Source organism: Streptomyces sp. DI166 (genome assembly GCF_900091315.1).
Classification (GTDB): Bacteria; Actinomycetota; Actinomycetes; order Streptomycetales; family Streptomycetaceae; genus Streptomyces; species Streptomyces fuscus.
This window is the reverse complement of the sequence record NZ_FLSP01000018.1, coordinates 82365-106543: the sequence shown is the minus strand read 5'-3', so window position 1 is coordinate 106543 and position 24179 is coordinate 82365. Positions and strand designations below refer to the sequence as shown.

Genomic DNA, 24179 nt, shown 5'->3' with positions numbered 1-24179 from the left:
CTCTTCAGCCTGCCCGTGATCGTCATCGTCATCGCCGTAGTACTCGCGCATTCCGAGTTTCCGTCCGGCAGCTCGGCTGGATCCTTGCTCAGCTACATGGGCGGAGCCGGAGCAGCCGGCGTGCTCATGCTGGCACCAGCCGCGGCAGTGGCACTCACGACCTACTTGCTCGCCCCTTCGCTTGGCCGCCTGTTCGAGAAGCTCACTCTCTACACGATGTTCGGGTCGGCCTGCCTGGTCTTCCTCTTCTTCGCCGTTACCACATGGGAATCCGATCCCAACGGTTCCGCTTTCAACGCCACCGCAGCCTCGATGAGTGCCTTGACCCTGTCCGGCATTGTCATCGTCGCCAATGGCAGCCTGGCGTTCAACCATTGGCTGACGAACTACTTGGACGCCCTCTGGTGCCGCCCCTACGACCACATCGCCCTCTTCCTACTCGGAACAGCGGCATCCATTCATCGCGAACGTCGCCGCTGGCACGACGACAGCCAAGTCACGAAGTGGCGAGCATGGTTGGAGATCGTCGCGGCCCAAGTGGAGCGCGATGCTTCGCTTTCCCGGCGCTTCGGCACAGCGGAGGACGGCACGCACACGGAGCTGCGAGACGAAGCCCGGCGCATCGCCGCCATCGTACGCAGCCACAAACGCACCCTCGCCGAGGCGTACTCGGCACACGACGTGGACGCCGTAGTCACGTCCCTCGTACGCGGCACTCAGGCCTTCTGCGCCGGTGACCGAACCGCGCTCCTTGCCAACGCCCCAGATCAGGCCGCCCCACGGGTGAACAGATTCGCCGCCGCCATCCTCCGCCTCATTCCTGCGGCAGTGCTGATCGCCGCGGGCATCTTCCTTCCCCTTATCCCGGCCATCGCACAAAGCGAACTGGCATCGAGCCTGCGCTGGTACCTAATCGTCATGGGGGCCATCATGTTCGTCACCACCCGCCAGGACCTGGCCACGAAGATCGGTGAGGCGGTAGCCAAGGTGCTCTTCAAATGAGCAGCGTTCCACCTGTCCCAGGTCAACGACGAAGCGCCCGGACTGGACATGAGCGTGCACCTGGCGTAGCTCCGGGCAGCACGTACGCAGATCGCCGGCCTGATGTCCGGGCAGACCATGGCGACCGCGGCAACGGCTGGCCACACTTGGACGTACGACGACAGGTACGGTATCCGGCACACCGTCACGTGTCCGTCCTGGTGCACGGTCGATCACACCGGCGACATGGATGGAACGCCCCACCCGGCCGACGTCCACCCGCAGCTGTACGGCACGTTCTGGTGGAAGTGGCCGTCGACTTGTACACCCGTCCGATGGATCACGACCAGCTGGCCGAGTTCATCGAGACGGTGGCCGGGCGGTTGGAAGAGCTTCGCGCGGTGCGCCCAGGCTCGCCGCAGCGCGCGCCAAATGGGCCGCACGACCCCACACGAACCACCAACGCCGAGGCCACGTAATCGCCGGTCCAAGGCCAACCGCCAGGGACTGCGATCCGCTCCCTACGTGCCCGCCCATCCGCTCCAGGGACTTTTCAGCGACCTTCAGCCTTGTCCGAGGGACTCCCGAGGGACTTGTGGCCGCGTAACGAGGCAAGGCCGCAGGCAGCGGCAGACGAGTCGGGCTGTACGCCGGGTTCTGTTCCCCGGTTCCCTCGCGGGGGCCGGGGCGACGGCCATCCATCTAGGGCCGGTGTTGCCACCGGCCTCGTGCGGTCTACCCGCGGACTCGGGCGGGCAGCCCTCGAACGTCCGCGCAGGGCGCTTTTTACGGCGCCCCTCTTGACCTTGCTCCGGGTGGGGTTTACCTAGCTGCCCAGGTCACCCTGGGCACTGGTGGTCTCTTACACCACCGTTTCACCCTTACCGAGGACGCGAGGTCCCCGGCGGTTTGCTTTCTGTGGCACTGTCCCGCGGGTCACCCCGGGTGGCCGTTAGCCACCACCCTGCCCTGTGGAGCCCGGACGTTCCTCGGGAGGTTCCCGAAGGAACCCCACGCGGCCGTCCGCCCGGCTCGTCTGCCGTGTCGACCATGGTACCGGGCGGGGGGTCAGAGGAAGTCCCTGGTCTCCAGGTCGAAGGAGAAGGGCTTCGGGAGCGGTAGGGGGTTGCCCAGGGCCACCGCGTGGAGTTCTTGGTAGTCGTCCGACTTCGGGGACCGCAGCAGCGTGATCCAGTTCGTCTCGCGGTTGACCAGGAGGTACAGGGGGATGCCCGCTCGGGCGTAGCAGCGGCGCTTCGTTGCGCAGTCTCGCTCCGAGCTGCGGTTGGTTACCTCCAGCACCATCGTCACGCCCTCGCACGGCATCCACGGATCGGCTCCTCGGAACAGCCTTCGCTTCTTGCGGGCGAACGTCCCGTCCGGGATCACGTGGTCCGGCAGGCACCCCTCCGCGCTCCCCAGCGTCAGGCCCTTGTTGGCCGCGAACTGCATCTTGGTCGCGGAATGCTCGGTCACCTGCTCGACGATCCTGCTGACGCAGTGCTCATGCTGTCCGTCCGGTACCGGTGTCGCCGCGAACTCTCCTTCCAGCAACTCCGCCTTCAGCCCTTTCGGCATCTCCAAGCCAACAAACCAGTCCAGCAGGAGCTTCTGCGTGATCGGGTCGTGGTGCGTCATGGCGCCTATACGACGGTCCGCGCGCCGTCCTCAGCACCCGGATCGCGGAAGATCACCCGCACGAGACCCCCGAAGCCCACCACCCTTGACCCTCCCGCCCCGTCAAGGTTTCTACTGTCCCCATGCGCATCGGAGAGCTCGCCGACGCCGTAGGTGTCACCACCCGCGCCATCCGGCACTACCACCACCTCGGGCTGCTCCCCGAGCCGGAGCGGCTGAGCAATGGGTACCGGGACTACGGGCTTCGGCATGCCGTCCTGCTGGCGCGGATTCGGCGGCTCACCGAGTTGGGGCTCGGGCTGGCCGAGGTGCGGGACGTGCTCGCCGACGATGCCGGCAAGGAGTTCGGTGAGGTGCTTGCCGAGCTTGATCAGGACCTTGCCCGGCAGGAGGCCGAGATTCGGGAGCGGAGGGCACGGCTACGGGCGCTCATGGACGGCGGCATTGGCTCCGAGGGGCCTGTGTCCGACGAGCTTGCCTCGCTCTTTCGGCGTACCGCCCATCTCGCCGACTCCCCCATGGCCGCCAAGGACCGGGAGGTCCTCGCTCTCATCGAGACCGGCACCCGGCCCGAGGACCGGGAACGGTTCGTCTCCCTCATCAGCGGCAGCCTCAGCGGCCCCGACGGGATCGAGCGGGCGCGGGCCGCTTACGCCCTCCTCGACGACCTGGCAGACGCCGAGGTTGATGATCCAAGGGTGGAGGCGGCGGCCACAGCGCTTGTCGGCTCGCTTCCCGACGGGCTGCTCCCCGATGACCGCGAGGGAATCGACCTCGACAGCCCCTTCCTCCGCGCCCTCTACGCCGACTTCGCCCCCGCCCAGGCCGAGGCCCTCCGGCGGGCCGTCGAGCTGCTCCTCACACGGGGGCGAAACTCACCCGCGCCTCCCCCAGGTCCGCCTGCGTGAGGCGTACGCGCAGGCGTTCCCCCAGCGGAAGGGGGCTCGGAGACTCGACTCTGCCGATCACCGCCGGGTCCACCAGCTGCACCGTGCCCACGCCCGGCCTGCGTTCGTCCACGTCCACCACGCACGCCTCGAACTCCTCCCCCACCCGGTCCGTCAGCAGTGCCGCCTCCACGATGTCCACGCACTCGCGTTCCACCGTGCCGGCTCTCCGCGATCCCTCCGTCATCTCCTTCGGGAGGTCGGACAGGGCGGACAGGACCCACTCGGGCGGCGGTGTGTCCGCTGCCGCCGACAGGCACAGTTCCGTCGCGTAGCGGTCCGCCAGGCGGCGCAGGGGCGCCGTGCAGTGGGTGTACGGGGCCGCAACCGCCGCGTGCGTCGTGATCTCCGGGAGGGCGCCGTCCCGGAACACCGTGTAACCCGCGCCCCGCAGCAGCGTCGTGCACTCCAGCAGGAACGCCGCGTGGTGCGGCTGGTTCGGGTCCAGGGAACGGACCAGTTCCGCGTACGAGACATGGTGCGGCCAGTCGATGTGCAGGGCCGTGGCCGTACGGCGCAGGCGGCCCACCGCTCCGTCCGGGGCCGCCGGAAGCGTACGGAGTACTCCGGTGCCGTAGCCGAGCATCAGGTCCGCCGCCGCCATGCCCGTCATCAGGGAGATCTGGGCGTTCCAGGACTCGGCCGGCAACGGGGCCCGGTACGACAGTTCGTAGCCGCCGTTCCGTTCGATGATTTCCTGCTCCGGGACGCGCAGGGAGATGCCTCCCCGGTCCACTTCCAGGGACTCCCGCAGGCTGCCTATCTCCCTCAGCAGCGCCAACGGCTCCTCTGCTCCCCCTCCCTCTATCTCCTTCTGCACGGCCTCGTAGGCCAGCTTCGCCCTGCTGCGGACCAGCGCTCTGCGCACGTCCACCGACAGGGGGCGGGCCTCCGCGTCCAGGTCCAGGGTCCAGAGCACCGCCGGGCGGGTTTCGCCAGGGAGCAGGCTTGCCGCGCCCTCGCTCAGGACGGTGGGGTGCACGGGGACGCGGGTGTCCGGGAAGTACAGGGTCATCACCCTGGCGTGGGCCTCCCTGTCCAGGAGCGAGCCGGGGGCCACGAAGGCCGCCACGTCCGCTATCGCGTAGCGGACCCGGTAGCCCGTGCCCTGGCGGGACAGGTGCATCGCCTGGTCCAGGTCCGTCGACGTGGGCGGGTCGATGGTGAAGAAGGGGACGTCCGTCGCGTCGTCCAGGGGGAGGGACGGGTCCCTTGCTGCCTTCTCGGCCTCCGCCAGAACTTTCGGCGGGAAGCTCTCCGGTATGTCCAGTTCGGTGCGCAGCGCTGCCAGCGCGGCCCGGAGGGGGGCTTTGGGGGCGCCGGTCACGCGGATGTGGCGGCGGGGCATACAGCGAGCGTAGGGCGGGGGGCGCCGGGTGGCACGCCGTACGCTGTGGCCGAGCTCTAGCGAAGGAGATCCACCCGTGCTTGTCCTGCTGCCGCCCTCCGAAGGCAAGGCGTCCTCCGGTCGTGGGGCCCCGTTGAAGCCGGAGTCGCTGTCGCTGCCCGGTCTGGCGGAGGCCCGTGCGGCCGTGCTCGACGAGCTTGTCGAGCTGTGCGCCTCGGACGAGGAGAAGGCGCGTGAGGTGCTCGGGCTGAGTGAGGGGCTGCGGGGCGAGATCGCCAAGAATGCCGGGCTGAGGACCGCGGGGGCGCGGCCCGCCGGGGAGATCTACACCGGCGTGCTCTACGACGCCCTCGACCTTGCCTCCCTCGACGCCGCCGCCAAGCGGCAGGCCACGCGGTCGCTGCTGGTCTTCTCCGGGCTGTGGGGCGCCGTGCACGTCAACGACCGGATCCCCTCCTACCGGTGCTCCATGGGCGTCAAGCTGCCTGGGCTCGGTGCCCTTGCCGCTCACTGGCGTACCGCCATGGCCGACGTCCTGCCCGAGGTCGCCGGGGGCGGGCTGGTGCTGGATCTGCGGTCGGCCGCCTATGCCGGTGCCTGGAAGCCCAAGGGGGAGGTCGCCGGGCGGACCGCCAGCGTGCGGGTGCTGCACGCGCCCACCCGGAAGGTCGTCAGCCACTTCAACAAGGCCACCAAGGGGCGCATCGTACGGAGTCTGCTCGTGGGTGGGGTGCGGCCCGCCGGGCCCGCCGAGCTGGTGGAGGCGCTGCGGGATCTCGGGTACGTCGTCGAGGCCGAGGCGCCGAAGAAGGGCAACACCGCCTGGTCACTCGACGTGCTTGTGGAGGAGATTCACTAAGCCAAGACCAGCGCCATTGCATCATGCGCAATGACCTTTGCGCAGGGCGCTTCTCGGCGGCACGATGTCTCGCATGAGCAGCGTGCCGCCGTCCTCCCTTCTCGATCTCGCCCCCGTCCTCCCCGTCGTCGTCATCGACGATCCCGCCGACGCCGTACCCCTCGCCCGGGCCCTCGTCGCCGGAGGTCTGCCCGCCATCGAGGTGACCCTGCGGACGCCCCGCGCGCTCGATGCCATACGGGCCATCGCGGACGGAGTTCCGGAGGCTGTCGTGGGGGCGGGGACCGTCATCGCGCCCGCGCAGGTAAAGGCGGCCGTCGGGGCCGGGGCTCGGTTTCTTGTCAGTCCCGGGTGGACCGACGTGCTGCTCAACGCCATGTGGGGAGCCGGGGTGCCGTTCCTGCCGGGGGTGTCCACCGCCTCGGAGGTCGTGGCGTTGCTGGAGCGGGGGGTGGCGGAGATGAAGTTCTTCCCGGCGCAGGCCGCCGGCGGTACGGCCTATCTCAGGTCCCTGTCCGGGCCGTTGCCGCAGGCGCGGTTCTGTCCCACCGGGGGGATCGGGCCCGACTCCGCGCCGGAGTATCTCGCGCTGCCCAACGTGGGGTGCGTCGGCGGGAGTTGGATGCTCCCCGCCGATGCCGTCGCCGCGCGGGACTGGGCCCGGGTCGAGGCGCTGGCGCGTGCGGCGGCGGGGCTCAGCGCAGGTGGGACGTGTCGTTGAAGAGCCGTACGCTCGCGTTGCCGTCGGCGTAGTACGCCACCGCCGACAGGGACGCCGCCGAGAGTTCCATGCGGAACAGGGACTCGGGCGGGGCGCCGAGTGCGAGCCGTATGAAGGTCTTGATCGGGGTCACGTGGCTGACCAGCAGCACCGTGCGGCCCGCGTGGGCCGCGATCAGCTTGTCCCGGGTGGCCGCGATCCGGGTGGCGGTCTCGGTGAAGCTCTCGCCGTCGCCGGTGGGGCGGGCCTCGGGGTCGGCGAGCCAGGCGTTCAGGTCGTCCGGGTAGCGTTCGCGGACCTCGCCGAAGGTCAGGCCCTCCCACGCGCCGAAGTCCGTCTCGCGCAGGCCCTCTTCGACCGCCACCTCAAGGCCCAGGCGCTTGGCCACCGCCTCCGCGGTCTCCCGGGTACGGGCCAGCGGGGACGCCACGATCGCCTGGATCGTGCCGCGCCGGGCCAGTGCCTCGGCGACCCGCTCGGCCTGCTCCCGGCCGATCTCCGACAGCACCGGGTCACTGCCGCCGCTGCCCGAGAACCGCTTCTGCGGCGTCAGCGCCGTCTCCCCGTGCCGCAGCAGTACGAAGGTCGCGGGCGCGCCCATGTCGGCGGGGGCCCAGCCGGGGGTGGCCACGGTCTTCGCGTCGGGCGCCCCGGCGACGGTCCTGGCGGCGCGTACGTCGGCCTCGGCCTTCGGAGCCGGTGCCCCGGTGGTCCCCGGTGCCCCCGGTGTCCCTTCCGCCCCCGCGTCCATCGCCTCGTTCGCCAGCCGGTCCGCGTGCTTGTTCCGCTCGCGCGGAATCCACTCGTACGTCACACGCTCCGACGGAAACACCCGTGACGCCTCCATGGCCAGCGGCTTCATGTCGGGGTGCTTGATCTTCCAGCGGCCCGACATCTGCTCCACGACGAGCTTGGAGTCCATCCGAACGTGCACCGAGGCGGTCGGGTCCAGCTCGTACGCGGCTCGCAGACCCGCCAGCAGGCCCCGGTACTCGGCGACGTTGTTGGTGACCACGCCGAGGAACTCGGAACGCTCCGCCAGAACCTGGCCGGTCGCCGCGTCGGTGACCACCGCGCCGTAGCCCGCGGGCCCGGGGTTGCCCCGGGACCCGCCGTCCGCCTCGACGATGAACTCCCGCACGCCGCAGGCTCCCTACAGTCCGGACTCGGCCGTACGCACCAGGATGCGGCGGCAGTTCTCGCAGCGCACCACCGTGTCGGGGGCGGCGGCGCGGATGTCGTTGATGTCGGTGATGGACAGCTCCTGGCGGCAGCCCTGGCAGGTGCGCTGGTACAGCTTCGCCGCGCCGATGCCGCCCTGCTGCTCGCGCAGCTTCTCGTAGAGCTTGAGCAGGTCGGCCGGGACGGAACCGGCCACGACCTCGCGCTCCTTGGTGACCGTGGCGGCCTCGCCGTCGATCTCCTCGTACGCCGCGTCCCGGCGCCCGGTCGCGTCGTCGATCTTCGACTGCACGGAGGAGACCCGCTCGGTCAGCTCGGCGACCCGCTCCTGGGCGGACTCGCGGCGCTCCATGACCTCCAGGACCACGTCCTCCAGGTCGCCCTGGCGCTTGGCGAGGGAGGCGATCTCGCGCTGGAGGTTCTCCAGGTCCTTCGGCGAGGTGATGGCGCCGGAGTCCAGGCGCTGCTGGTCGCGGGCGGCGCGCTGGCGGACCTGGTCGACGTCCTGCTCGGCCTTGGTCTGCTCGCGGGCGCAGTCGCTCTCCTCGGTCTGCGCGGCCACGAGCAGGTCGCGCAGCTGGGTGAGGTCCTTGGTCAGCGACTCGATCTCGGCGTGCTCGGGCAGCGACCGGCGCTTGTGCGCGAGCTGCTGGAGGCGCACGTCGAGGGCCTGGACGTCGAGAAGGCGGATCTGGTCGGCGGGCGCGGCGTTCAGTTGGGGGCTCCAGGTGAAGGGGAGTGACTGGTCCAGGGGTCGGTGACCGTCTTGGAGACATGGACCCGAAGGTCCCAGCCGTGGCGGTCGGAGATCTCGTCGAGCTGGGCTGCGGCCAGCTCGCACCAGGGCCACTCGGTGGCCCAGTGCGCCGCGTCGAGCAGCGCGAGAGGACTGTGGGCGACCGCCTCGGACGCCGGGTGGTGGCGCAGGTCGGCGGTGAGGAAGGCGTCGACGCCCGCGGCGCGGACGACGTCGAAGAGGCTGTCGCCGGAGCCGCCGCTGACCGCGATCGTGCGGACGGTGGCCCCGAGGTCGCCGGCCACGCGGATGCCCTGCGCGGTGGCGGGCAGCCGGGCGGCGGCGAGGTCGGCGAGTGCGCGGACGGTCAGCGGGTGGTCCAGCTCGCAGACACGGCCGAGGCCGCGGCGGCCGGAGGGGTCGGTGGGGTCGGGCACCAGCGGGCGTACGACCCTGAGGTCGAGGGCGCCGGCGAGGGCGTCGCTGACTCCCGGGTCGGCGGTGTCGGCGTTGGTGTGGGCGACGTGCAGCGCGATGTCGTTCTTGATCAGCGTGTGCACGACGCGGCCCTTGAAGTGGGAGGCCGCCACCGTCGTCGTCCCGCGCAGATAGAGCGGGTGGTGGGTGACCAGCAGGTCCGCGTCCAGCTTCACCGCCTCGTCGACGATCTGCTGGACCGGGTCGACGGCGAACAGGACCCGGCCGACCTCCTGGTCGGGGTCGCCCACGACGGTGCCGACCGCGTCCCAGGACTCGGCCCGCTCGGCGGGCCACAGGTTCTCCAGCGCGGCGATGACTTCAGACAGACGGGGCACGGGGAAAAGGCTACCTGCCTGTTCTGCGCCGCAGTACCGGCGCGGGGTCCCGGGCACGGCACGGCCCCCGTGGAGCACAACGGCCCCCGTTTCCTCAGGCGAATCGTTCCTGGGCCACCCCTTTGTGTGAAGGGGAAGCCTGCCGGTCCCACGTCTGTGCGTGCGAAAACTAGCTTCGTCGCCGGAGGTGACCAGACGATGACGGCCTGTGCCATCGAACCCCCGGCTGCCGAACCGCCGGCCGCCGAACCCCCGGCCACCGACGCGGGGACGCCGCGGGCGGAGTGCGCGATCACCGCGGACGGCGCCTACGCGGCCCGCCTCGCGCGGGACGGCGAGAACTGGTTCCCGGAGCGCTGGACGCTGGACGGACCGGAGCCGTACGCGGTGCCGCTGCCCGGCAACCAACCCGAGGAGCCGGGCACCGAGGTGCACCCGATGGGCGACGGGCGGGTGCTGATCCGCCGGGAGGCCGACGGACGCCATGTCTTCTCCCTGCTCTACCCGACCGGCCCCGGCACCGGTGAACTGCTGATCGGTGCCGTGGAGTGCCCCGAGCCCGGCACCCGGCTCCGGCTGCTGCCCCCGGCGCCGTGCGGGCTGAGGGCGTACGCGCTCGCCGTGGGCCGGCACACCAGCACCCTGTGGCTGGTGGCGGGCGGCGCCTTCGGCCCCGAGCACGTCGCCGAACTGCCGGGGCGCTGCTCGGGCGGGGTGTGGCTGGACCGGACGGGGCGGATGCTGGCGCTGGACCGGGAGGTCGGCGGGCGTACCAAGGCCGTCGTGGTGGACCTGGAGCGGGCCGGTGAGGTCTCCCCGCTGCTCCAGATCGCGGCGGACAGCGACGACCGGCTGCTGCTCGCCGACCCGGACAGCGGGCTTCTGCTGATCGGCTCGGACGCGCCGGAGCCGGGGCGGGGCGCGCGGCTGGGCTGGGGGGTGCTGGGCAGCATGCTGCCGGTGCGGTTCCCGGAGTGCCTGCGGGTGCCGGACTGCGCGGTGACACCGTTCGCGATCCAGCCGGGGCAGGTGCTGGAACCGGAGAACTGCGGCGTGGCCCTGCGGGTGGACGGGCCGCTCGGCAGCTGGGTCGGGGTGTGGCGGCCCGCCGAACGCAGGATGCGTCATCTCCCGGCGCCCACGGGGTGGTTGGCGGGCGCCGGACTGTGGACCCGGGACGGGGAGCTGCTGCTCCCGTACGCCACCGACGCGGTGCCGTGCGGAGTGGAGCGGGTGGCGGCCTTCGGTCCCGTCGGACCTCCCACTGGGGAGGGGGAGGACGCTTCGGGGGATCCGGTCCGGGACGGTGCGACGGCGGCGGCACACGCCCCTGCGACCGACGCCGCCGAGACCGCGGACACGGATCCCCCGGAGCCGGTGATGGCCCGTCCGGTGCCGTTGCAGCAGGCCCCATTGGGGCGTCTTGTAACGAAGTAGTGGCGGTTGGCGTGTGCGGCTGGATTCGGCCCGAGGTGCGACGGTTAAACTCGCCCGGCTGTCTGAAAGATCATGTTGACGGGGTGAATTTCTTCCGATGAGCGACGCCACTACGACCATGCCGCCTGCCCAGGACCAGCAGTCCACCGGTCACGGCAGGCACCGCGGTCCGGTCTCGTCCCACGACCAGGAGGCGGCCCCCCGCGGCCGTCACCGCAAGCCGGCGGAACCGACCGAGACGGCGGCCTGAACGACCGAGCGGCCCCGCCCCCTTCTGTACGAGGGGGGCGGGGCCGTTCGTATGCCCGGCGGCCCTACGCCCGTTTCAGCGCCAGCACTTCCGCCGCCGCGAACGTCTCCCCCGGCGGCCGGTCCGCGTAGTGCTTCGTCAGTACGGCGTCCAGCTCGTCGTAGGTGAACGTCTCCTGCCCGCTGTCGAACCGGGCCCGTACCCGGGGCCGTTCCACCACCGCGACCATGCCGCCGTGCACGACGAGGAGCTGGCCGTTGACGCGGGCGGCGGCCGGGGAGGCCAAGTAGCCGACGAGCGGGGCGACATGCTCGGGGGCGAGCGGGTCGAGCCCGCCCTCCGCGCTCGCCTCGCCGAACACGTCCTCGGTCATCCGGGTCCGGGCCCGGGGGCAGATGGCGTTGGCGGTCACCCCGTACTTGGCGAGCGCCAGAGCCGTGGAGGTGGTCAGTCCGACGATTCCGCCCTTGGCCGCCGCGTAGTTGGGCTGGCCCGCCGATCCGGCGAGGAACGCCTCCGAGGAGGTGTTCACGATCCGCCCGAACACCGGCCCGCCCGCCGCCTTGGAGCGCTCGCGCCAGTGCGCGGCGGCGAACCGGGTGGTGTTGAAGTGACCCTTGAGATGGACCCGGATCACCGAGTCCCACTCCTCCTCGGTCATCGAGAAGACCATGCGGTCGCGCAGGATGCCCGCGTTGTTGACGAGGATGTCCAGCTTGCCGAACTCCTCGATCGCCAGCCCGACCAGCCGGGCGGCCTCCTGGAAGTCGGCGACGTCTCCCGTGTGCGCCACCGCCCGGCCGCCCACGGCACGGATCTCGGCGGCGGTCTCCTCGGCGGGTCCGGCGGAGGCCTCACCGGAACCGTCCCGGCCGGGCTGCCCGTAGTCGTTGACGATGACGGCGGCCCCGAGCCGGGCCAGCTCCAGCGCCTCGGCACGGCCCAGGCCCCGGCCCGCGCCGGTGACGATCGCGGCCAGCCCTTCCAGGGGCCTGTCCAGAGGGCTGTCCAGGGGCCCGGCCGGGGAGTTCTCCACCTGCCCTTCCATCGGCCCCGCCCTCACAGCTCGATGCAGGTGCGCAGCGCGGTGCCCGTGCGCATCTGGTCCAGTGCCTCGTTGATCTCCGCCAGCGGCACCCGGTGGGTGATCAGTCCGGCCAGGTCGATCCTGCCCGCCCGCCACAGGGCGACGGTCCGCTCGTAGGAGCGCAGGACATCGCCGCCGCCGTACAGGGACGGCAGGATCCGCTTCTCGTCGAAGAACAGCTCGAACATGTTGAGCTGGAGGTTGTCGTCCATGGCGCCCGCGCCGACGATCACCAGGGTGCCGCCGCGGCGGGTGTTGTCGTAGGCGGTGCGGGCGGTGGCGGACCTGCCGACGACCTCGAAGACGTAGTCGAAGCCTTCGCCTGCGGTGATCTGCTGCTTGGCGTCGGGCAGTTCGTCGGGGCTCACGGCCTTGGTGGCGCCGAACCTCAGCGCGGCCTCGCGGCGGCCCTCCACGGGGTCGACGGCGACGATCTCGGCGGCGCCCTGGAGACGGGCGCCCTGGATCGCCGAGATCCCGACCCCTCCGCAGCCGATCACGGCGACCGAGGAACCGGCCCGCACCTGGGCGGTGTTGATCGCGGCACCCAGTCCGGTGGTCACGCCGCAGCCGATGAGGGCGGCTATGTCGAACGGCACGTCCTCGGGCATCGGCACCGCGCAACCGGCGTCGACGACGACCTCCTCGGCGAAGGTGCCGGTGCCCGCGAAGCCGAAGACATCGCCGCCGGGGCGCTTGAAGTTGGGCGTGCCGGCGTTCATGAACCCGGCCAGGCACAGCTGGCTCTGGCCGCGCTTGCAGGCGGGGCAGGCGCCGCAGGGGGGCAGCCAGCAGACGACCACCCGGTCGCCGGGCTTGAGGTGGCTGACGCCCTCTCCGACCTCGACGATCTCGCCCGCGCCCTCGTGACCGGGCACGAACGGCACCGGCTGGGGCAGGACGCCGCTCATCGCGGACAGGTCGGAGTGGCACAGGCCGGTGGCCCGGATCCGGATCCGTACCCGGCCGGGGCCGAAGCCGACCGCCTCCACGTCGTCGAGGACCTCCAGTTTGTCCTGGCCGGTCTCGTGCAGTACGGCTGCGCGCATGGTGCGGCTCCCCTCGGCGTTGGCTTGGGACTTGAGCTCTGGAGTGGATGCGGCGGGGTTCGGACCCGCGGGCGGCGGACGTGAGGCTCGGCTCCGTGCGTGGCGGGTGCGGGGCTCGGCTCAGGTGTGGCGGACCACGGTGTCCGTCAGCGCGGGCGCGTCGTCCCGGTCGACGGCGGTGACGGTGACCCGGACGGTGTCGTCCCGGTGCCACATCCGGATACGCAGGGTCTCCCCCGGGAACACCACCCCGGCGAACCTGGTCGCGTACGACCGCACGCGGCCCGCGTCGCCGCCGAGCAGGGTGTCGACGACCGTCTTGAGGGTGACGCCGTAGGTGCACAGGCCGTGCAGGATGGGCCGGTCGAAACCGGCCTGCGCGGCGAACTCGGGGTCGGCGTGCAGGGGGTTCCAGTCGCCGGAGAGCCGGTAGAGCAGCGCCTGGTCCTCGCGCAGGGTGCGCTCCACGGTCTTGTCGGGCTCGCCGGTGGGCGGGTCCAGCCGGGCGGAGGGACCCCGGTCGCCGCCGAAGCCGCCCTCGCCGCGGATGAAGATCTGGGAGTCGTTCGTCCACAGTGGGCCGTCGGCGTCGGTGACTTCGGTGCGCAGGACGAGGACGGCGGCCTTGCCCTTGTCGTAGACGGCGGCGACACGGTTGGTGGAGGTGGCGGTGCCCTCGACCGGGAGGGGGCGGTGGATCTCCAGGCTCTGCCCGCCGTGCAGGACGCGGGCCAGCTCGACCTCGATGCCGGGCATGGACAGGCCGCTGATCACTCCGGGCGCGCCGGCTCCGGCGACCGTGGCGAAGCTGGGCAGGACCTGGAGCCGGGACTCCAGGGTGTAGCGCAGCTCGCCGGGGTCGGTGGCGGGGACTCCGGCGCCGATGCCGAGGTGGTAGAGCAGGACGTCCTTGGCGGTCCAGGAGATCTCCCCGGACTTGGGTTCGGCGGCGAGGGCCTTCGCGGGGTCGATGGGCATGGGGCTCCTGACGGGTCTGAGACCTCGGCACGGTCGTCCGCACCGTCGGCCGCGCCGAGGTCGCGCGAGGGTGGATCGGAACACAGGGACATCGGCGGATCTAGAACGCGTTCCAGTCCAGCGGACTCGTTATAGCCGAGGGTTCTGTAGTTGTGAATACTCCTGACACGGCGTCAGCTCCGCCCGGCGCACCTTTGTGACCCTGCCTGGGCACCTTCCACCTGCCCCGATACCGTCCATTCGCCCTACCCTTGAGCCGTGAACGAAATGCCCCGTAATTACCGTCCCGCCAAGTCCGTCCGGATACTGCTCGCCGAGGGCCGGGGCAGCGGGCAGGGCGCTCTCGCGGTGCTGCTCGGGATGGAGCCGGACCTTCGGGTCGTGGCGCAGGTCGGTTCGGGTGACGCGGTGGTGGACGCGGCCCTCGTCCACCGGCCGGACGTGGCACTGCTCGATGTCGAACTGCCCGTGCGCGGCGGCCTGGAGGCCGCCGCCGACCTGCGTGACCAGGCACCCGACTGCCGGGTGCTGATCCTCACCACGCAGGGCCGCCCCGGGTACCTCCGGCGGGCCCTGGCCGCGGGCGCCGTCGGCTTCCTGGTGAAGGACGGCCCGGTGGACGAACTGGCGCTGGCGATCCGCCGGGTGCTGACCGGGGAGACGGTCATCGACCCGGCGCTCGCCGCGGCGGCGCTGAACGCCGGGCCCAGTCCGCTCACCGCCACCGAATGCGCGGTGCTGCGTGCCTCGGTGGACGGTTCGGCCCTCGCCGACATCGCCGCCGCGCTGGGGCTCCCCGAGTCCGAGGTCGTCGATCTCCTCTCTTCCGCCACGGCCAAGGTCGGCGCCCGCAGCCGCCCCGAGGCGGTACGGGCGGCGCGGGAGCAGGGGTGGTTGTAGGGGTGGGTCGGCCATGGCCGGGCTGATCCCGAACGGCAGGCCCTGCTGGCCGGCGTCCGTTTACGACGCGGGGAAGTCGCCCTCCGTCATCGCGAAGGACGTCCCCTCGGGAGCCAGACAGACGAACATGTCCACCGGTGAGCCCTGGACACCACGGAGCACGCCTTCGTCGGCGCTGATCGACTCCTCCTTGTCGGTGCGGCGCACCTCCGTGGCGGTGCCGTCCTTCCAACGGCACTTGATGTCCTGGGCGCTGCTGAGCACTTGGCCGACGACCAGGCGCTCGGGGCCGCCACTGTCGGGGACCAGGGGGATCGCGGCGGTGGGGATGTCCGGTGTGTACGCCACGGCCCGCAGTGGGATGCGGTTCTCCAGCACGATCGTCGTCTCCACGCCGTACGTCCGCTTGACGTAGTAGGTGATCGTGCCGATCAGGTCGGAGGGCTGTTCGGCGTCCTGCGGGGTGCCGTCCTGTTTCGACATCGCCTCCCACACGGTCCGTGCCTCGGCCTCGTCGCGCGGGGCCGACCACACATCGACGGAGACCCACCATTCCCGGCCCCGGTCCGTGCCGCTCGCCAGCCTGGTCCGGTGCGGGGACGTCAGGTCGACCTGCCCGGAGGCCACCTGCCCGTCGTCCCGGCCGCCCACCGCCCCGGTGACCGCCAGCGCCCCGGTCGAGGCACCGATCACCAGTGCCGTGACCGCCGCCACCGCCCACCTGCGTGCCCGGCGCCTGCGGCCCCGGCGGATCACCGTCTGGGTCGGGGCTATACCGATCTCGACCCCGTCCGCCGCCTCGGCCAGCAGGAGGGCGATGTCCCTGTGTGTCATGTCGCCGTTCGACTCCCGGTCCGCGTGCATCACTTCCGCCCCCCGTACGTCACCGTCTCCGCCAGCCCCGGTATGGCGCGCAGTTTCGCGATCCCCTTGGCCGCGTTGCTCTTCACCGCGCCGACCGAGCAGCCCATCGCCTCCGCCGTCTGGGATTCGGTGAGGTCCTCCCAGTAGCGCAGGACCACCGCCTCGCGCTGGCGGGGCGGGAGTTGGGCCAGCGCCTTCAGCAGCACGCCCCGGTCGTCTGCCTGGGCGATGCGGTCACCGGTGTCCGGCACCTCACGGACCAGGCCGGAGTCGTCCCTGGGCGCCAGGAACTCCACGAGCCGTCTGCGGTGCTTGCGCGCATGGGCGTTGATCATCACCCGCCGTACGTACGCGTCCGGTTCGTCGGCCGCGCCGACTCTGCGCCAGGCCACGTAGACCTGTTCCAGCGTCGACTGGACCAGGTCCTCCGCGGCGTGCTGCTCCCCCGTGAGGAGAAATGCCGTGCGCATCAGCCGCGGCCAGCGGCCGGCGACGAAGTGCTGGAACTCCTCGTCCCGCGCCTTTGTCCGTTCCCCCATGGGCACCTCCTAGATGAGTAAAGGAGTCCATGAGCCACCCGGACCGTTGCCTCACTCCGCGGACATTCTCCGCGGCAGCCACAGCAGCATCAGCAGCGTCCCGGCCACGAGTACTCCGGTGCCCGTGCGGAACACCAGCGCGTACCCCTCGGTGAGCGCCTCCGCGGAGTCCCCGGACCCGGTGCGGGTGGCGGCGATGGTGGACATCACCGCGAGTCCCAGCGAACCCCCCATCGTCCGCGAGGTGTTCACCAGCCCCGACACCAGTCCCGCCTCCTGCGGCGGTGCCCCGGAGGTGGCCAGCGCGGCGAGCGGGGTGGCCGTGAGACCGGCGCCGAACATCATCAGGATGCCGGGGATCATGATCGCGGTGAGGTAGGAACCGTCCACGGTCATCGTCGACTGCCAGGCGAAGCCGATGGCGGCCACGAGGGTGCCGATCGCCGCCAGGGCGCGGGCGCCGAGGCCCGGCATGAAGCGGGGGGCGAGCTTGGAGCCGACGACCACGGCGAGGGAGCTGGGGACCAGGGCGAGTCCGGCCTCCAGGGGGCTGTAGCCGAGGACGTTCTGGGCGTACAGCGTCATGAAGAACCACATGCAGAACATCGCCGAGCCGCACAGGAACATCGACACGTTCGCCGAGGACACCGAGCGGCGGGCGAGCAGCCCGAGCGGCATCAGCGGGGCCGCCGTACGGGCCTCCACGGCGAGGAAGAGGGCGATCATGGCGAGCCCGGCGGCCAGCGGGACCAGGGTGGCGGTGGCCGTCCAGCCCTCGGCCTCGGTCTGCGAGATGCCGTAGGCGAGGGTGGCGAGGCCCGCGGTCACCAGGACCGCGCCGGGCAGGTCGAGCCGGCGTCCGTCGCCCGCGCGGCTCTCGGCCAGCCAGCGGGCGGCGCCGAACAGCACGACCGCGCCGACCGGCACGTTGATCAGCAGCACCCAGCGCCAGGACAGCGCCTCGACGAGCAGTCCGCCGACGAGTCCGCCCGCGGCGCCGCCGCCCGCGCCGACCGCGGTCCAGGTGGCTATCGCCCGCGCCCGCGCCGGGCCCTCCGGGACGGCGGAGGTCAGGATGGTCAGGGTCGACGGCGCCAGTACGGCCGCGCCGAGTCCCTGCACGGCGCGCGCGAGCAGCAGCTGCCAGTCGTCCTGGGCGAGCCCGCCGCCGAGGGAGGCCAGCGTGAACAGGCCGAGCCCGACCAGGAACATCCGCTTGCGCCCGTAGAGGTCACCGGCCCGGCCGCCGAGCAGCATGAACCCGGCGAAGGCGATGGTGTAGGTGTTCACCACCCACTGCAGCCCGTGCTCGCTCAGCCCGAGCCCGGTACGCATGGACGGCAGCGCGGTGTTCACCACGGACACGTCCAGCACGACCAGGAACTGCCCGGCACACGCGAGCGCCACCACCAGCCACATCGGCGGCGCGGTACGACGGGGCACACGGCTGACTTCGGCGGCATCGAGCATGGGCGTCATGCTCTCAACACCGGAACGGTCCTGGCATCAGGTTTTGGCCGTGAGCTTGCTCGGTCCTTGGACGTAGGTCGTGGGCGGCCGGTCAGCACCCCCGTCGGCACGACCCCATGAGAAGGTCAAGATTTAGTTAGTAAGCCGAAGCATCGGAATAGTTGCCCCGGCGCACCGACTTCAAGCTACACATGACACGTACGACCAACGACCGGCCCGCCGTCGTCCCCGTGCTCGCCTTCGCGGGCATCGTGGTCGCGGTGATGCAGACCCTGCTGGTGCCGGTCATCAAGGACCTGCCGCAGCTGCTGGACACCTCACCGGCCGACGCCACCTGGGTCCTCACCTCCACCCTCCTCTCCGGCGCCGTGGCCACGCCGATCATGGGACGCCTCGGCGATCTGTACGGCAAGCGCCGGATGCTGGTCCTCAGCCTCGCCGTGATGGTGGCCGGGGCCCTGGTCAGCGCCGTGACCAGCGCCCTGGTGCCGATGATCGTCGGCCGTACCCTCCAGGGGTTCGCGATGGGCGCCATCCCGCTCGGCATCGGCCTGATGCGCGACATGCTGCCCCGCGAGCGGCTCGGCTCGGCTATGGCGCTGATGAGCTCCTCCATCGGCGTCGGCGGCGGACTCGCGCTGCCCGGCGCGGCCCTGATCGCCCAGCACACCGACTGGCACGCCCTCTTCTACGGCGCCGCCGGCCTCGGCGCCCTCGCCATCGCCCTCACCCTGCTCGTCGTACCGGAGACCCCGATGCGCGCCCAGGGCTCCTTCGACCTGCCGGGAGCGCTGGGCCTGTCCACCGGCCTGGTCCTCTTCCTGCTGCCCATCACCAAGGGCAGCGACTGGGGCTGGTCCTCCGCCACCACGCTCGGCCTGTTCGCGGCCTCCGCCGCCGTACTGCTCCTGTGGGGCGCCTACGAGCTGCGCGCCAAGGCCCCGCTGGTCGACCTGCGCACCACCGCCCGCCCGGCGGTCCTGTTCACCAACCTCGCCTCGATCATGGTCGGCGTCTCCTTCTACGTCGTCTCCCTGGTCCTGCCCCAGCTCCTCCAGCTCCCCACCAGCACCGGCTACGGCCTCGGCCAGTCGATGGTCGTCGCGGGCCTGCTGGTCGCGCCGCTGGGCCTGACGATGATGGTGACGGCGCCGGTCTACGCCCGCCTCTCCGCCAAGCACGGCCCGAAGTTCACCCTCATCCTCGGCCTGCTGATCATTGCCGTCGGCTACGGCGCGGGCCTCGGTCTGATGAGCGCGGCCTGGCAGTCCCTGGTCATCTCGGTGCTGCTGGGCGCCGGCATCGGCCTCGCCTACTCCTCGCTCCCCGCCCTGATCGTGGGCGCGGTCCCGGCCTCCGAGACGGGCGCGGCGAACGGCCTGAACACGCTGATGCGGTCCATCGGTACGTCCGTCTCCAGCGCCGTCATCGGCATGGTGCTGGCCAACACGGCGGACACGGTGAACGGTGTGGCGGTCCCCACGATGCACGGCTTCCGCGTCTCGTTCCTGATCGCGACCGCCGCGGTGGCGGTCGGCCTGCTGCTGGCCCTGTTCCTGCCCAAGCCGGACCGGGCGCCGCGGCTGCGGGCCAGCAGTGAAGGGGAGGCGGCGGTGACCGAGGAGAGCGGTGCTCTCGCGGAACTCCGCACCCGCTGACACCCAGCCCCGTCACCGCGCCAAAGGGGACGTACGGCAGCATGGGGCGCCGACAAGCCCGTACGACCGGAAGGCCCCGCCCATGACCTCGGCACACCCGGCCCCCAAGCCCGAGATCCTCGCCGCGTTCGAGGCGGCGAAGGGGTTCATGCCCACGGGTGAGGGCCTCGCCCTGTACGCGGCGGCCGTGGAGGCGGGGCGGCTCGGGCTGCCGTTGCTGGAGGTCGGCACGTACTGCGGGCGCTCCACGATCCTGCTCGCCGACGCGGCCCGGGCCGCCGGGGTGACCGCCCTCACCGTCGACCACCACCGCGGCAGCGAGGAGCAGCAGCCGGGCTGGGACTACCACGACCCGGAGACGGTCGACCCCGAGCTGGGCGTGATGGACACGCTGCCCGCCTTCCGCCGCACCCTGCACGGGGCGGGCCTGGAGGACCACGTGGTGGCCCTGGTCGGCCGCTCCCCGCAGATCGCCCGCCTCTGGTCGACGCCGCTCGGCCTGGTCTTCGTCGACGGCGGCCACACCGACGAGCACGCCACCGCCGACTACGAGGGCTGGGCCCCCCATGTGGCCGAAGGCGGCCTGCTCGTCATCCACGACGTCTTCCCGGACCCGGTGGACGAGTTCACCGGCCAGGCCCCGTACCGCGTCTACCTGCGCGCGCTGGAGTCGGGCGCGTTCGAGGAGATCTCCGTCACGGACTCGCTGCGGGTGCTGCGTCGAACGGGGGCGGGGATCTGAGGGCGCGGTTAGAGTCGCAGTCGTGTCGTACGTAGGACCGGACTTCGATCCGCAGCCGCCCCGCCGCCCCCGTCGCCGCCCCCTGACGGTGGCGCTCGTCGCGCTCGTGCCGGGCGCGCTGCTCGGATGGGGGGCGTACGCGGCGTTCGGCGGCTCGGACGACGGGGGAGGCAGCTCGGACAAGGCGGCGGTGGGAACACCGACGGCTTCCGCCCGGACCACCGACTCCGAGCGGCCGAGCGAGACGCCCACGGAAGAACCGACCTCGTCCCCCTCCACGGAGCCCGCCGCCACCGGTCCCCTCGCGGGCAAGGTCGTCGTCATCGACCCGGGCCACAACCCGGGCAACTTCCAGCACGCCTCCGAGATCAACCGCAAGGTGGACATCGGTACGGGCATGAAGGAGTGCGACACCACCGGCACGGCCACGAACTCCGGTTACCGGGAGGCCGACTTCACCCTGGACGTCGCCCACCGCATGCGCACGCTGCTGGAGAAGCAGGGCGCCACGGTCGAACTCACCCACGACGGGGACCGTTCGTACGGGCCGTGCATCGACGAGCGGGCCCGCATCGGCAACAAGGCCGAGGCCGACGCCGTGGTCTCCCTGCACGCCGACGGCGCGGGCAGCGGCAACCGCGGCTTCCACGTCATCCTCCCCGGCGCGGTCAACTCCGGCGCCGCCGACACCCGTCCGATCGTCGCCCCCTCCAAGAACCTCGGCGAACGCATCGCCGGCGCCTTCGTCCGTGTCACCGGCAGCGCCCCCTCCAACTACGTCGGCGGCGGCACCGGTCTCGTCACGCGTAAGGACCTGGGCGGTCTCAACCTGTCGACGGTCCCCAAGGTCTTCATCGAGTGCGGCAACATGCGCGACAGCAAGGACGCGGCCCAGCTGACCAGCGAGACCTGGCGGCAGAAGGCGGCACAGGGGATCGCCGAGGGGATCGCGGGCTTCCTTGAGAAGTAGGAAGCCCGGCGCCCGTGCCTACGAGCTGGAGCTGGGGAAGGCCTTGACCGGGCCGCCCGTGTCCACGAGTTCGCAGCGTTCCTGTTCCACGTGGCAGCGGACCAAGTAGGACGGCCCGTACTGCGGGGCGATAGGGGCAATCATTCCGTCTTTGGTCCGAGCGGGTTTCGCCTCGGCCAGTTCCAGTAGCACCGTGTCGTCGTCCTCCCAGGCCATGTCCTGGGGATGGACCGATGGGACCGACCACAGCCCGCCCGTCACCTCGCCGCTCGACGTGTCGCTCACGACGTATCCGCCCTCGCGCAGGGCGACGAACCGCTGCCCGTCCGGCGAGAAGTGCACGTCCTCCATGTCGCAAACCTTCCAGCGCTGGTTGTCCGGCTGCGCGATGGAATAGGCGCGCATGCAGCCGTCGGACGTGGACAGGAGCACGGTGTCCGAGGCCACCGAGTAGTCCTCCACCCCCCGTCCCGGTCCGCGGACGGCCAGGGCGTTCCGTCCCGGTCGAGGCTGCCGATGTTCTGGACGCGCGCGTCCCAGTTGATGAGTACGTCGTCACCGGCGAAACCGTGGACCGAGTCGATGTCGTCGTAGGAACGGGAGCCGACCTTGCCGGTGGTCAGATCGGCGCGCTTCACGACCTGCGACCGGCCCTCGTTGGGGTGCACGGTCCACGCCGCGAACCGCCCGTCCTCGGAGACGTTGAGCTGGGTGGTGTACTCGCCCTTCGCCGTGCGTTCGAGTTCCGTCGAGGTTCCGTCCGCGTCGACATGGACCACGACCGCGACATCGCCGGGCCCGTCCGCGAGATAGACGAATCCCCTGTCTCCGGCGCGCCAGATCCGAAGCCCGGTGTACTCCTTCGGAATGGGGATCGCCCGGCCGCCGAGCATGACCCGCAGGGCTCCCTTTCCCTGCTCGCCGCGCGTCCCGTACGGCACATCCGTGTCCGGCCCGACGGGCATTTTCCGCAGCGCCTGCGGTACCGAGTCCGCGGTCGCCCACTCCGGCCGCGAGGCCGGCGGCTGCTCGCCGGTCCCCGGCAGACCGCTCAGCAGGACCCCGACCGCCGCGACCGCGGCCACCGCTGCGGTCGTCGCGGCCAACCGCCGCCGCCCCACCGCGCGTTTGCCGTCGCGCAGCACGCGGTCCGCCCAACCGTCGGGCAGGGACACCTCGTCCGCCCGTGTGGCGAGCAGTTCCCGCACCTGGCCGCCCTGTTCCTGCTCTTCGCTCCGCTCCGTCACAGCGCTTCCTCCACAGCGTTCGGCAATCCCCCGGCGACCATCGCGCGCAACTTCTTCAGGGCCCGGTGGGCCTGGGTCTTCACCGTGCCGACCGAGCAGCTCAGCAACTCGGCGGTCTGCGGCTCGGTGAGGTCCTCGTAGTAACGCAGTACGATCACCGCGCGTTGTCGGGGCGGCAGCGAGCACACCCAGGCCCAGATCCGCTCCCGTTCGTCGACCTCCGAGGCTCCGTCCGGGGCAACGGGGTCGGGCACGTCGAGCGCGCCTTCCGGCAGACCGCCGGTCAGTCGCTCGCCGCGCACGCGTCTGCTGCGCCACCAGGAAGTGGCGGTGTTGGCCAGCGTCCGCCGGACGTAGGCCTCCAGCGCCCGCGGCTCACGCAGCCTGGGCAGGGCGACGTACGCCTTGACCAGCGCGGACTGCAGCAGGTCCTCGGCCAGTGCGTGGTCGCCGCCGGAGAGGAGATAGGCGGTGCGCAGCAGGGCTCTTGAACGGAGCTGCACAAACTCGGAGAACGCCTCTTCGTCGCGTCTGCCTGCCATGTCCGCCTCTCCTGGAACTGTCATCGACATGTAGGGGACGCGCGGGCGGGGCAGAACCGTTGACCGGAGGAACCGTGAGTTTCCTGCGCAGGTAGCGGGCGGGACGTTCACAAACGATGATCCCGGGGGACACCGTGACGGGACGGACGATAGTGTCGTCCCTACGATGAGGGGTCACCCCCGCGCTTCACACCGGGCCTGAGGGCGACATGGTGACAGCGACGCCTCTTTCTGATGACGAGACGACTGAACTGAAGGACCTTGAAGTGAATATCCGCTCCCTCACTAGAGGCGACGGCGTGGTGATCGGAGCAGCGGTGTTGCTCTTCATCGCGTCGTTCCTCGACCTGTACTCCGTCGACGGAGTTCCGGACAGCTTCGACCTCCCCAACCTGTGGGAGAGCGGGCCGGTCCTGCTCGGGGTCGTACTGGCGGGCCTGATCGGTGGCGCGCTCGTCGTGATCACCCGGGGTCGTCCGCAGCCCCTGAAGGTCGCCGGACTCGACCTCGGCCAGTTCGGCGCCGCGTTCACCGTCTTCGCCGCATGGTGTGCGCTGGGCAACATCTTCGACGTGCCCGGTGGCTTCGACAACTTCGGCGGCTCCAACGACGGTGCTCCCGACGCCGGCACGGGGCTGATCCTCGCCCTGGTCGCGACGCTGATCATGGCCGGCGCCGCCGTTGCCACACCGCTGGTCCCGGCCCTCAAGGCCCCGCTCCTCCCGGCCCCCGGCCCCGCCGCCCCCCAGCCCTACGGCGGCCAGCCGCCGCAGGGCGGTTACGGGTACCCGGGTGCGCCGCAGCCGCAGGCCGGTCAGCCGCCGTTCGGTGGTCAGCCGCAGCCGCAGGGCGGGCAGCAGCCGTTCGGCGGTACCCAGCCGCAGGCTCCGGCGCCGCAGCCCGCCGGGGACTTCTCGCCGTTCTGGTTCGCGGTTCCGGTGGCCCGTCCGCTGTTCGCGGAGGACGGTTCGCCGACGCCGATCGCCGAGCTGGCTCCGGGTACCTGGTACCTGGCGGTCGAGCAGCGCGGTGCGCAGCTCATCGCGCAGACGCAGGACGGGCGTCGCGGTGTGCTCCAGGACACCAGCGGCATCCAGCGCGGCTGACGCGATCACGCCAGCGCGGCCGACGCGCTCACAACGGTCACGGCCCCTCGCCCTTCCGGGCGGGGGGCCGTTGTCGTACAGTCGCAGCCTCCGTGAACTGACATACCGTCAGG

The 24179-nt window shown here is 71.4% G+C and carries 26 protein-coding genes and 1 other RNA gene; 12 read left to right on the top strand and 15 right to left on the bottom strand.

Annotation, left to right across the window (positions count from 1 at the left end):
* Both GA0115233_RS12010 and GA0115233_RS40985 read left to right on the top strand, forming a co-directional pair.
* Nucleotides 1-1002, top strand: a 1002-nt coding sequence (locus tag GA0115233_RS12010) for a hypothetical protein (protein ID WP_218063457.1), incomplete at its 5' end; no start/stop codon positions are given.
* A gap of 314 nt (nt 1003-1316) precedes the next feature.
* Nucleotides 1317-1460, top strand: coding sequence for a hypothetical protein (locus tag GA0115233_RS40985; RefSeq protein ID WP_176711742.1), 144 nt, complete (start codon nt 1317-1319; stop codon nt 1458-1460).
* Between the two features lie 151 nt (nt 1461-1611).
* Here the strand turns inward: GA0115233_RS40985 and rnpB are convergent.
* An RNA gene (gene rnpB / locus GA0115233_RS12005) (RNase P RNA component class A) lies at nt 1612-2016 on the bottom strand.
* A gap of 33 nt (nt 2017-2049) precedes the next feature.
* Nucleotides 2050-2619 (bottom strand): Uma2 family endonuclease, encoded by a 570-nt coding sequence (locus tag GA0115233_RS12000; RefSeq protein ID WP_093720167.1) that lies wholly within the window; start codon nt 2617-2619, stop codon nt 2050-2052.
* A 122-nt stretch (nt 2620-2741) separates the two neighbouring features.
* Between GA0115233_RS12000 and GA0115233_RS11995 the strand changes: the two genes are divergently transcribed.
* Nucleotides 2742-3527: a MerR family transcriptional regulator gene (locus GA0115233_RS11995; protein ID WP_093720166.1), complete on the top strand. Its 786-nt coding sequence runs from the start codon at nt 2742-2744 to the stop codon at nt 3525-3527.
* Here the strand turns inward: GA0115233_RS11995 and GA0115233_RS11990 are convergent.
* Nucleotides 3478-4914 (bottom strand): RNB domain-containing ribonuclease, encoded by a 1437-nt coding sequence (locus tag GA0115233_RS11990; RefSeq protein WP_093720165.1) that lies wholly within the window; start codon nt 4912-4914, stop codon nt 3478-3480. The two genes, GA0115233_RS11995 and GA0115233_RS11990, sit on opposite strands and share 50 nt — an antisense overlap.
* 76 nt (nt 4915-4990) lie before the next feature.
* Between GA0115233_RS11990 and yaaA the strand changes: the two genes are divergently transcribed.
* Nucleotides 4991-5773, top strand: coding sequence for a peroxide stress protein YaaA (gene yaaA / locus GA0115233_RS11985; protein WP_093720164.1), 783 nt, complete (start codon nt 4991-4993; stop codon nt 5771-5773).
* A gap of 73 nt (nt 5774-5846) precedes the next feature.
* Nucleotides 5847-6494 (top strand): bifunctional 4-hydroxy-2-oxoglutarate aldolase/2-dehydro-3-deoxy-phosphogluconate aldolase, encoded by a 648-nt coding sequence (gene eda, locus GA0115233_RS11980; RefSeq protein WP_176711741.1) that lies wholly within the window; start codon nt 5847-5849, stop codon nt 6492-6494.
* On the opposite strand, the gene GA0115233_RS11975 is transcribed toward eda, so the two are convergent.
* Genes GA0115233_RS11975 through GA0115233_RS11965 form a run of 3 tightly spaced genes read right to left on the bottom strand, consistent with a single transcriptional unit; the run spans nt 6469 to nt 9227 of the window.
* A complete protein-coding gene (locus tag GA0115233_RS11975) occupies nt 6469-7635 on the bottom strand; it encodes a bifunctional RNase H/acid phosphatase (RefSeq protein ID WP_093720162.1) in 1167 nt (388 codons plus the stop codon). The two genes, eda and GA0115233_RS11975, sit on opposite strands and share 26 nt — an antisense overlap.
* Nucleotides 7636-7647: 12 nt before the next feature.
* Entirely contained in the window at nt 7648-8391 is a 744-nt protein-coding gene (locus GA0115233_RS11970; RefSeq protein WP_218063459.1) for a zinc ribbon domain-containing protein, read from the bottom strand.
* Nucleotides 8388-9227 (bottom strand): Nif3-like dinuclear metal center hexameric protein, encoded by an 840-nt coding sequence (locus GA0115233_RS11965; protein ID WP_093720161.1) that lies wholly within the window; start codon nt 9225-9227, stop codon nt 8388-8390. Before GA0115233_RS11965 ends, GA0115233_RS11970 begins: the two co-directional genes overlap by 4 nt.
* Nucleotides 9228-9425: 198 nt before the next feature.
* Between GA0115233_RS11965 and GA0115233_RS11960 the strand changes: the two genes are divergently transcribed.
* Both GA0115233_RS11960 and GA0115233_RS40980 read left to right on the top strand, forming a co-directional pair.
* A complete protein-coding gene (locus tag GA0115233_RS11960) occupies nt 9426-10664 on the top strand; it encodes a hypothetical protein (protein ID WP_093720160.1) in 1239 nt (412 codons plus the stop codon).
* Nucleotides 10665-10761: 97 nt separating this feature from the next.
* Nucleotides 10762-10914 carry a hypothetical protein gene (locus GA0115233_RS40980; RefSeq protein WP_093720159.1) on the top strand — a complete coding sequence of 51 codons (153 nt, stop codon included), beginning with the start codon at nt 10762-10764 and terminating at the stop codon, nt 10912-10914.
* Between the two features lie 64 nt (nt 10915-10978).
* Here the strand turns inward: GA0115233_RS40980 and GA0115233_RS11950 are convergent, their stop codons facing one another.
* The 3 genes from GA0115233_RS11950 to GA0115233_RS11940 all read right to left on the bottom strand — a co-directional run bounded on the left by GA0115233_RS11950 (nt 10979) and on the right by GA0115233_RS11940 (nt 14028).
* Nucleotides 10979-11962 carry a 3-oxoacyl-ACP reductase gene (locus GA0115233_RS11950; RefSeq protein WP_255310152.1) on the bottom strand — a complete coding sequence of 328 codons (984 nt, stop codon included), beginning with the start codon at nt 11960-11962 and terminating at the stop codon, nt 10979-10981.
* A gap of 11 nt (nt 11963-11973) precedes the next feature.
* A complete protein-coding gene (locus GA0115233_RS11945; protein WP_093720158.1) occupies nt 11974-13050 on the bottom strand; it encodes a Zn-dependent alcohol dehydrogenase in 1077 nt (358 codons plus the stop codon).
* Between the two features lie 120 nt (nt 13051-13170).
* Nucleotides 13171-14028: a MaoC/PaaZ C-terminal domain-containing protein gene (locus GA0115233_RS11940; RefSeq protein ID WP_093720157.1), complete on the bottom strand. Its 858-nt coding sequence runs from the start codon at nt 14026-14028 to the stop codon at nt 13171-13173.
* Nucleotides 14029-14295: 267 nt separating this feature from the next.
* Between GA0115233_RS11940 and GA0115233_RS11935 the strand changes: the two genes are divergently transcribed.
* Entirely contained in the window at nt 14296-14928 is a 633-nt protein-coding gene (locus GA0115233_RS11935; protein WP_093720156.1) for a response regulator, read from the top strand.
* Nucleotides 14929-14988: 60 nt separating this feature from the next.
* Here GA0115233_RS11935 and GA0115233_RS11930 read toward each other — a convergent pair whose 3' ends face one another.
* Genes GA0115233_RS11930 through GA0115233_RS11920 form a run of 3 tightly spaced genes read right to left on the bottom strand, consistent with a single transcriptional unit; the run spans nt 14989 to nt 17810 of the window.
* Nucleotides 14989-15762 (bottom strand): hypothetical protein, encoded by a 774-nt coding sequence (locus GA0115233_RS11930; RefSeq protein ID WP_255310151.1) that lies wholly within the window; start codon nt 15760-15762, stop codon nt 14989-14991.
* A 29-nt stretch (nt 15763-15791) separates the two neighbouring features.
* Nucleotides 15792-16331 carry a SigE family RNA polymerase sigma factor gene (locus GA0115233_RS11925; protein ID WP_093720154.1) on the bottom strand — a complete coding sequence of 180 codons (540 nt, stop codon included), beginning with the start codon at nt 16329-16331 and terminating at the stop codon, nt 15792-15794.
* A 51-nt stretch (nt 16332-16382) separates the two neighbouring features.
* On the bottom strand, nt 16383-17810 hold the full coding sequence (locus tag GA0115233_RS11920; RefSeq protein ID WP_093720153.1) for an MFS transporter: 1428 nt from the start codon (nt 17808-17810) through the stop codon (nt 16383-16385).
* A gap of 182 nt (nt 17811-17992) precedes the next feature.
* Between GA0115233_RS11920 and GA0115233_RS11915 the strand changes: the two genes are divergently transcribed.
* The 3 genes from GA0115233_RS11915 (at nt 17993) to GA0115233_RS11905 (ending at nt 21171) form a co-directional block, all read left to right on the top strand.
* The gene (locus GA0115233_RS11915) at nt 17993-19459 is read left to right on the top strand and encodes an MFS transporter (RefSeq protein WP_255310150.1); all 1467 of its coding nucleotides are present in this window, start codon (nt 17993-17995) and stop codon (nt 19457-19459) included.
* Nucleotides 19460-19541: 82 nt separating this feature from the next.
* On the top strand, nt 19542-20201 hold the full coding sequence (locus GA0115233_RS11910; RefSeq protein ID WP_093720152.1) for a class I SAM-dependent methyltransferase: 660 nt from the start codon (nt 19542-19544) through the stop codon (nt 20199-20201).
* Nucleotides 20202-20223: 22 nt separating this feature from the next.
* Complete coding sequence (locus GA0115233_RS11905; RefSeq protein ID WP_093720151.1) at nt 20224-21171, top strand: N-acetylmuramoyl-L-alanine amidase; 948 nt, start codon at nt 20224-20226, stop codon at nt 21169-21171.
* An 18-nt stretch (nt 21172-21189) separates the two neighbouring features.
* On the opposite strand, the gene GA0115233_RS11900 is transcribed toward GA0115233_RS11905, so the two are convergent.
* The 3 genes from GA0115233_RS11900 to GA0115233_RS11890 are packed head-to-tail and all read right to left on the bottom strand — an operon-like array spanning nt 21190 to nt 22960.
* Nucleotides 21190-21522: a hypothetical protein gene (locus GA0115233_RS11900; protein ID WP_093720150.1), complete on the bottom strand. Its 333-nt coding sequence runs from the start codon at nt 21520-21522 to the stop codon at nt 21190-21192.
* The gene (locus GA0115233_RS11895; RefSeq protein ID WP_093720149.1) at nt 21453-22418 is read right to left on the bottom strand and encodes a hypothetical protein; all 966 of its coding nucleotides are present in this window, start codon (nt 22416-22418) and stop codon (nt 21453-21455) included. Before GA0115233_RS11895 ends, GA0115233_RS11900 begins: the two co-directional genes overlap by 70 nt.
* A complete protein-coding gene (locus tag GA0115233_RS11890; RefSeq protein ID WP_093720148.1) occupies nt 22415-22960 on the bottom strand; it encodes a SigE family RNA polymerase sigma factor in 546 nt (181 codons plus the stop codon). Before GA0115233_RS11890 ends, GA0115233_RS11895 begins: the two co-directional genes overlap by 4 nt.
* 266 nt (nt 22961-23226) lie before the next feature.
* Here GA0115233_RS11890 and GA0115233_RS11885 point away from each other — a divergent pair, with 266 nt between their 5' ends.
* Nucleotides 23227-24066: a DUF5336 domain-containing protein gene (locus GA0115233_RS11885; protein WP_093720147.1), complete on the top strand. Its 840-nt coding sequence runs from the start codon at nt 23227-23229 to the stop codon at nt 24064-24066.
* Nucleotides 24067-24179 lie beyond the last annotated feature (113 nt).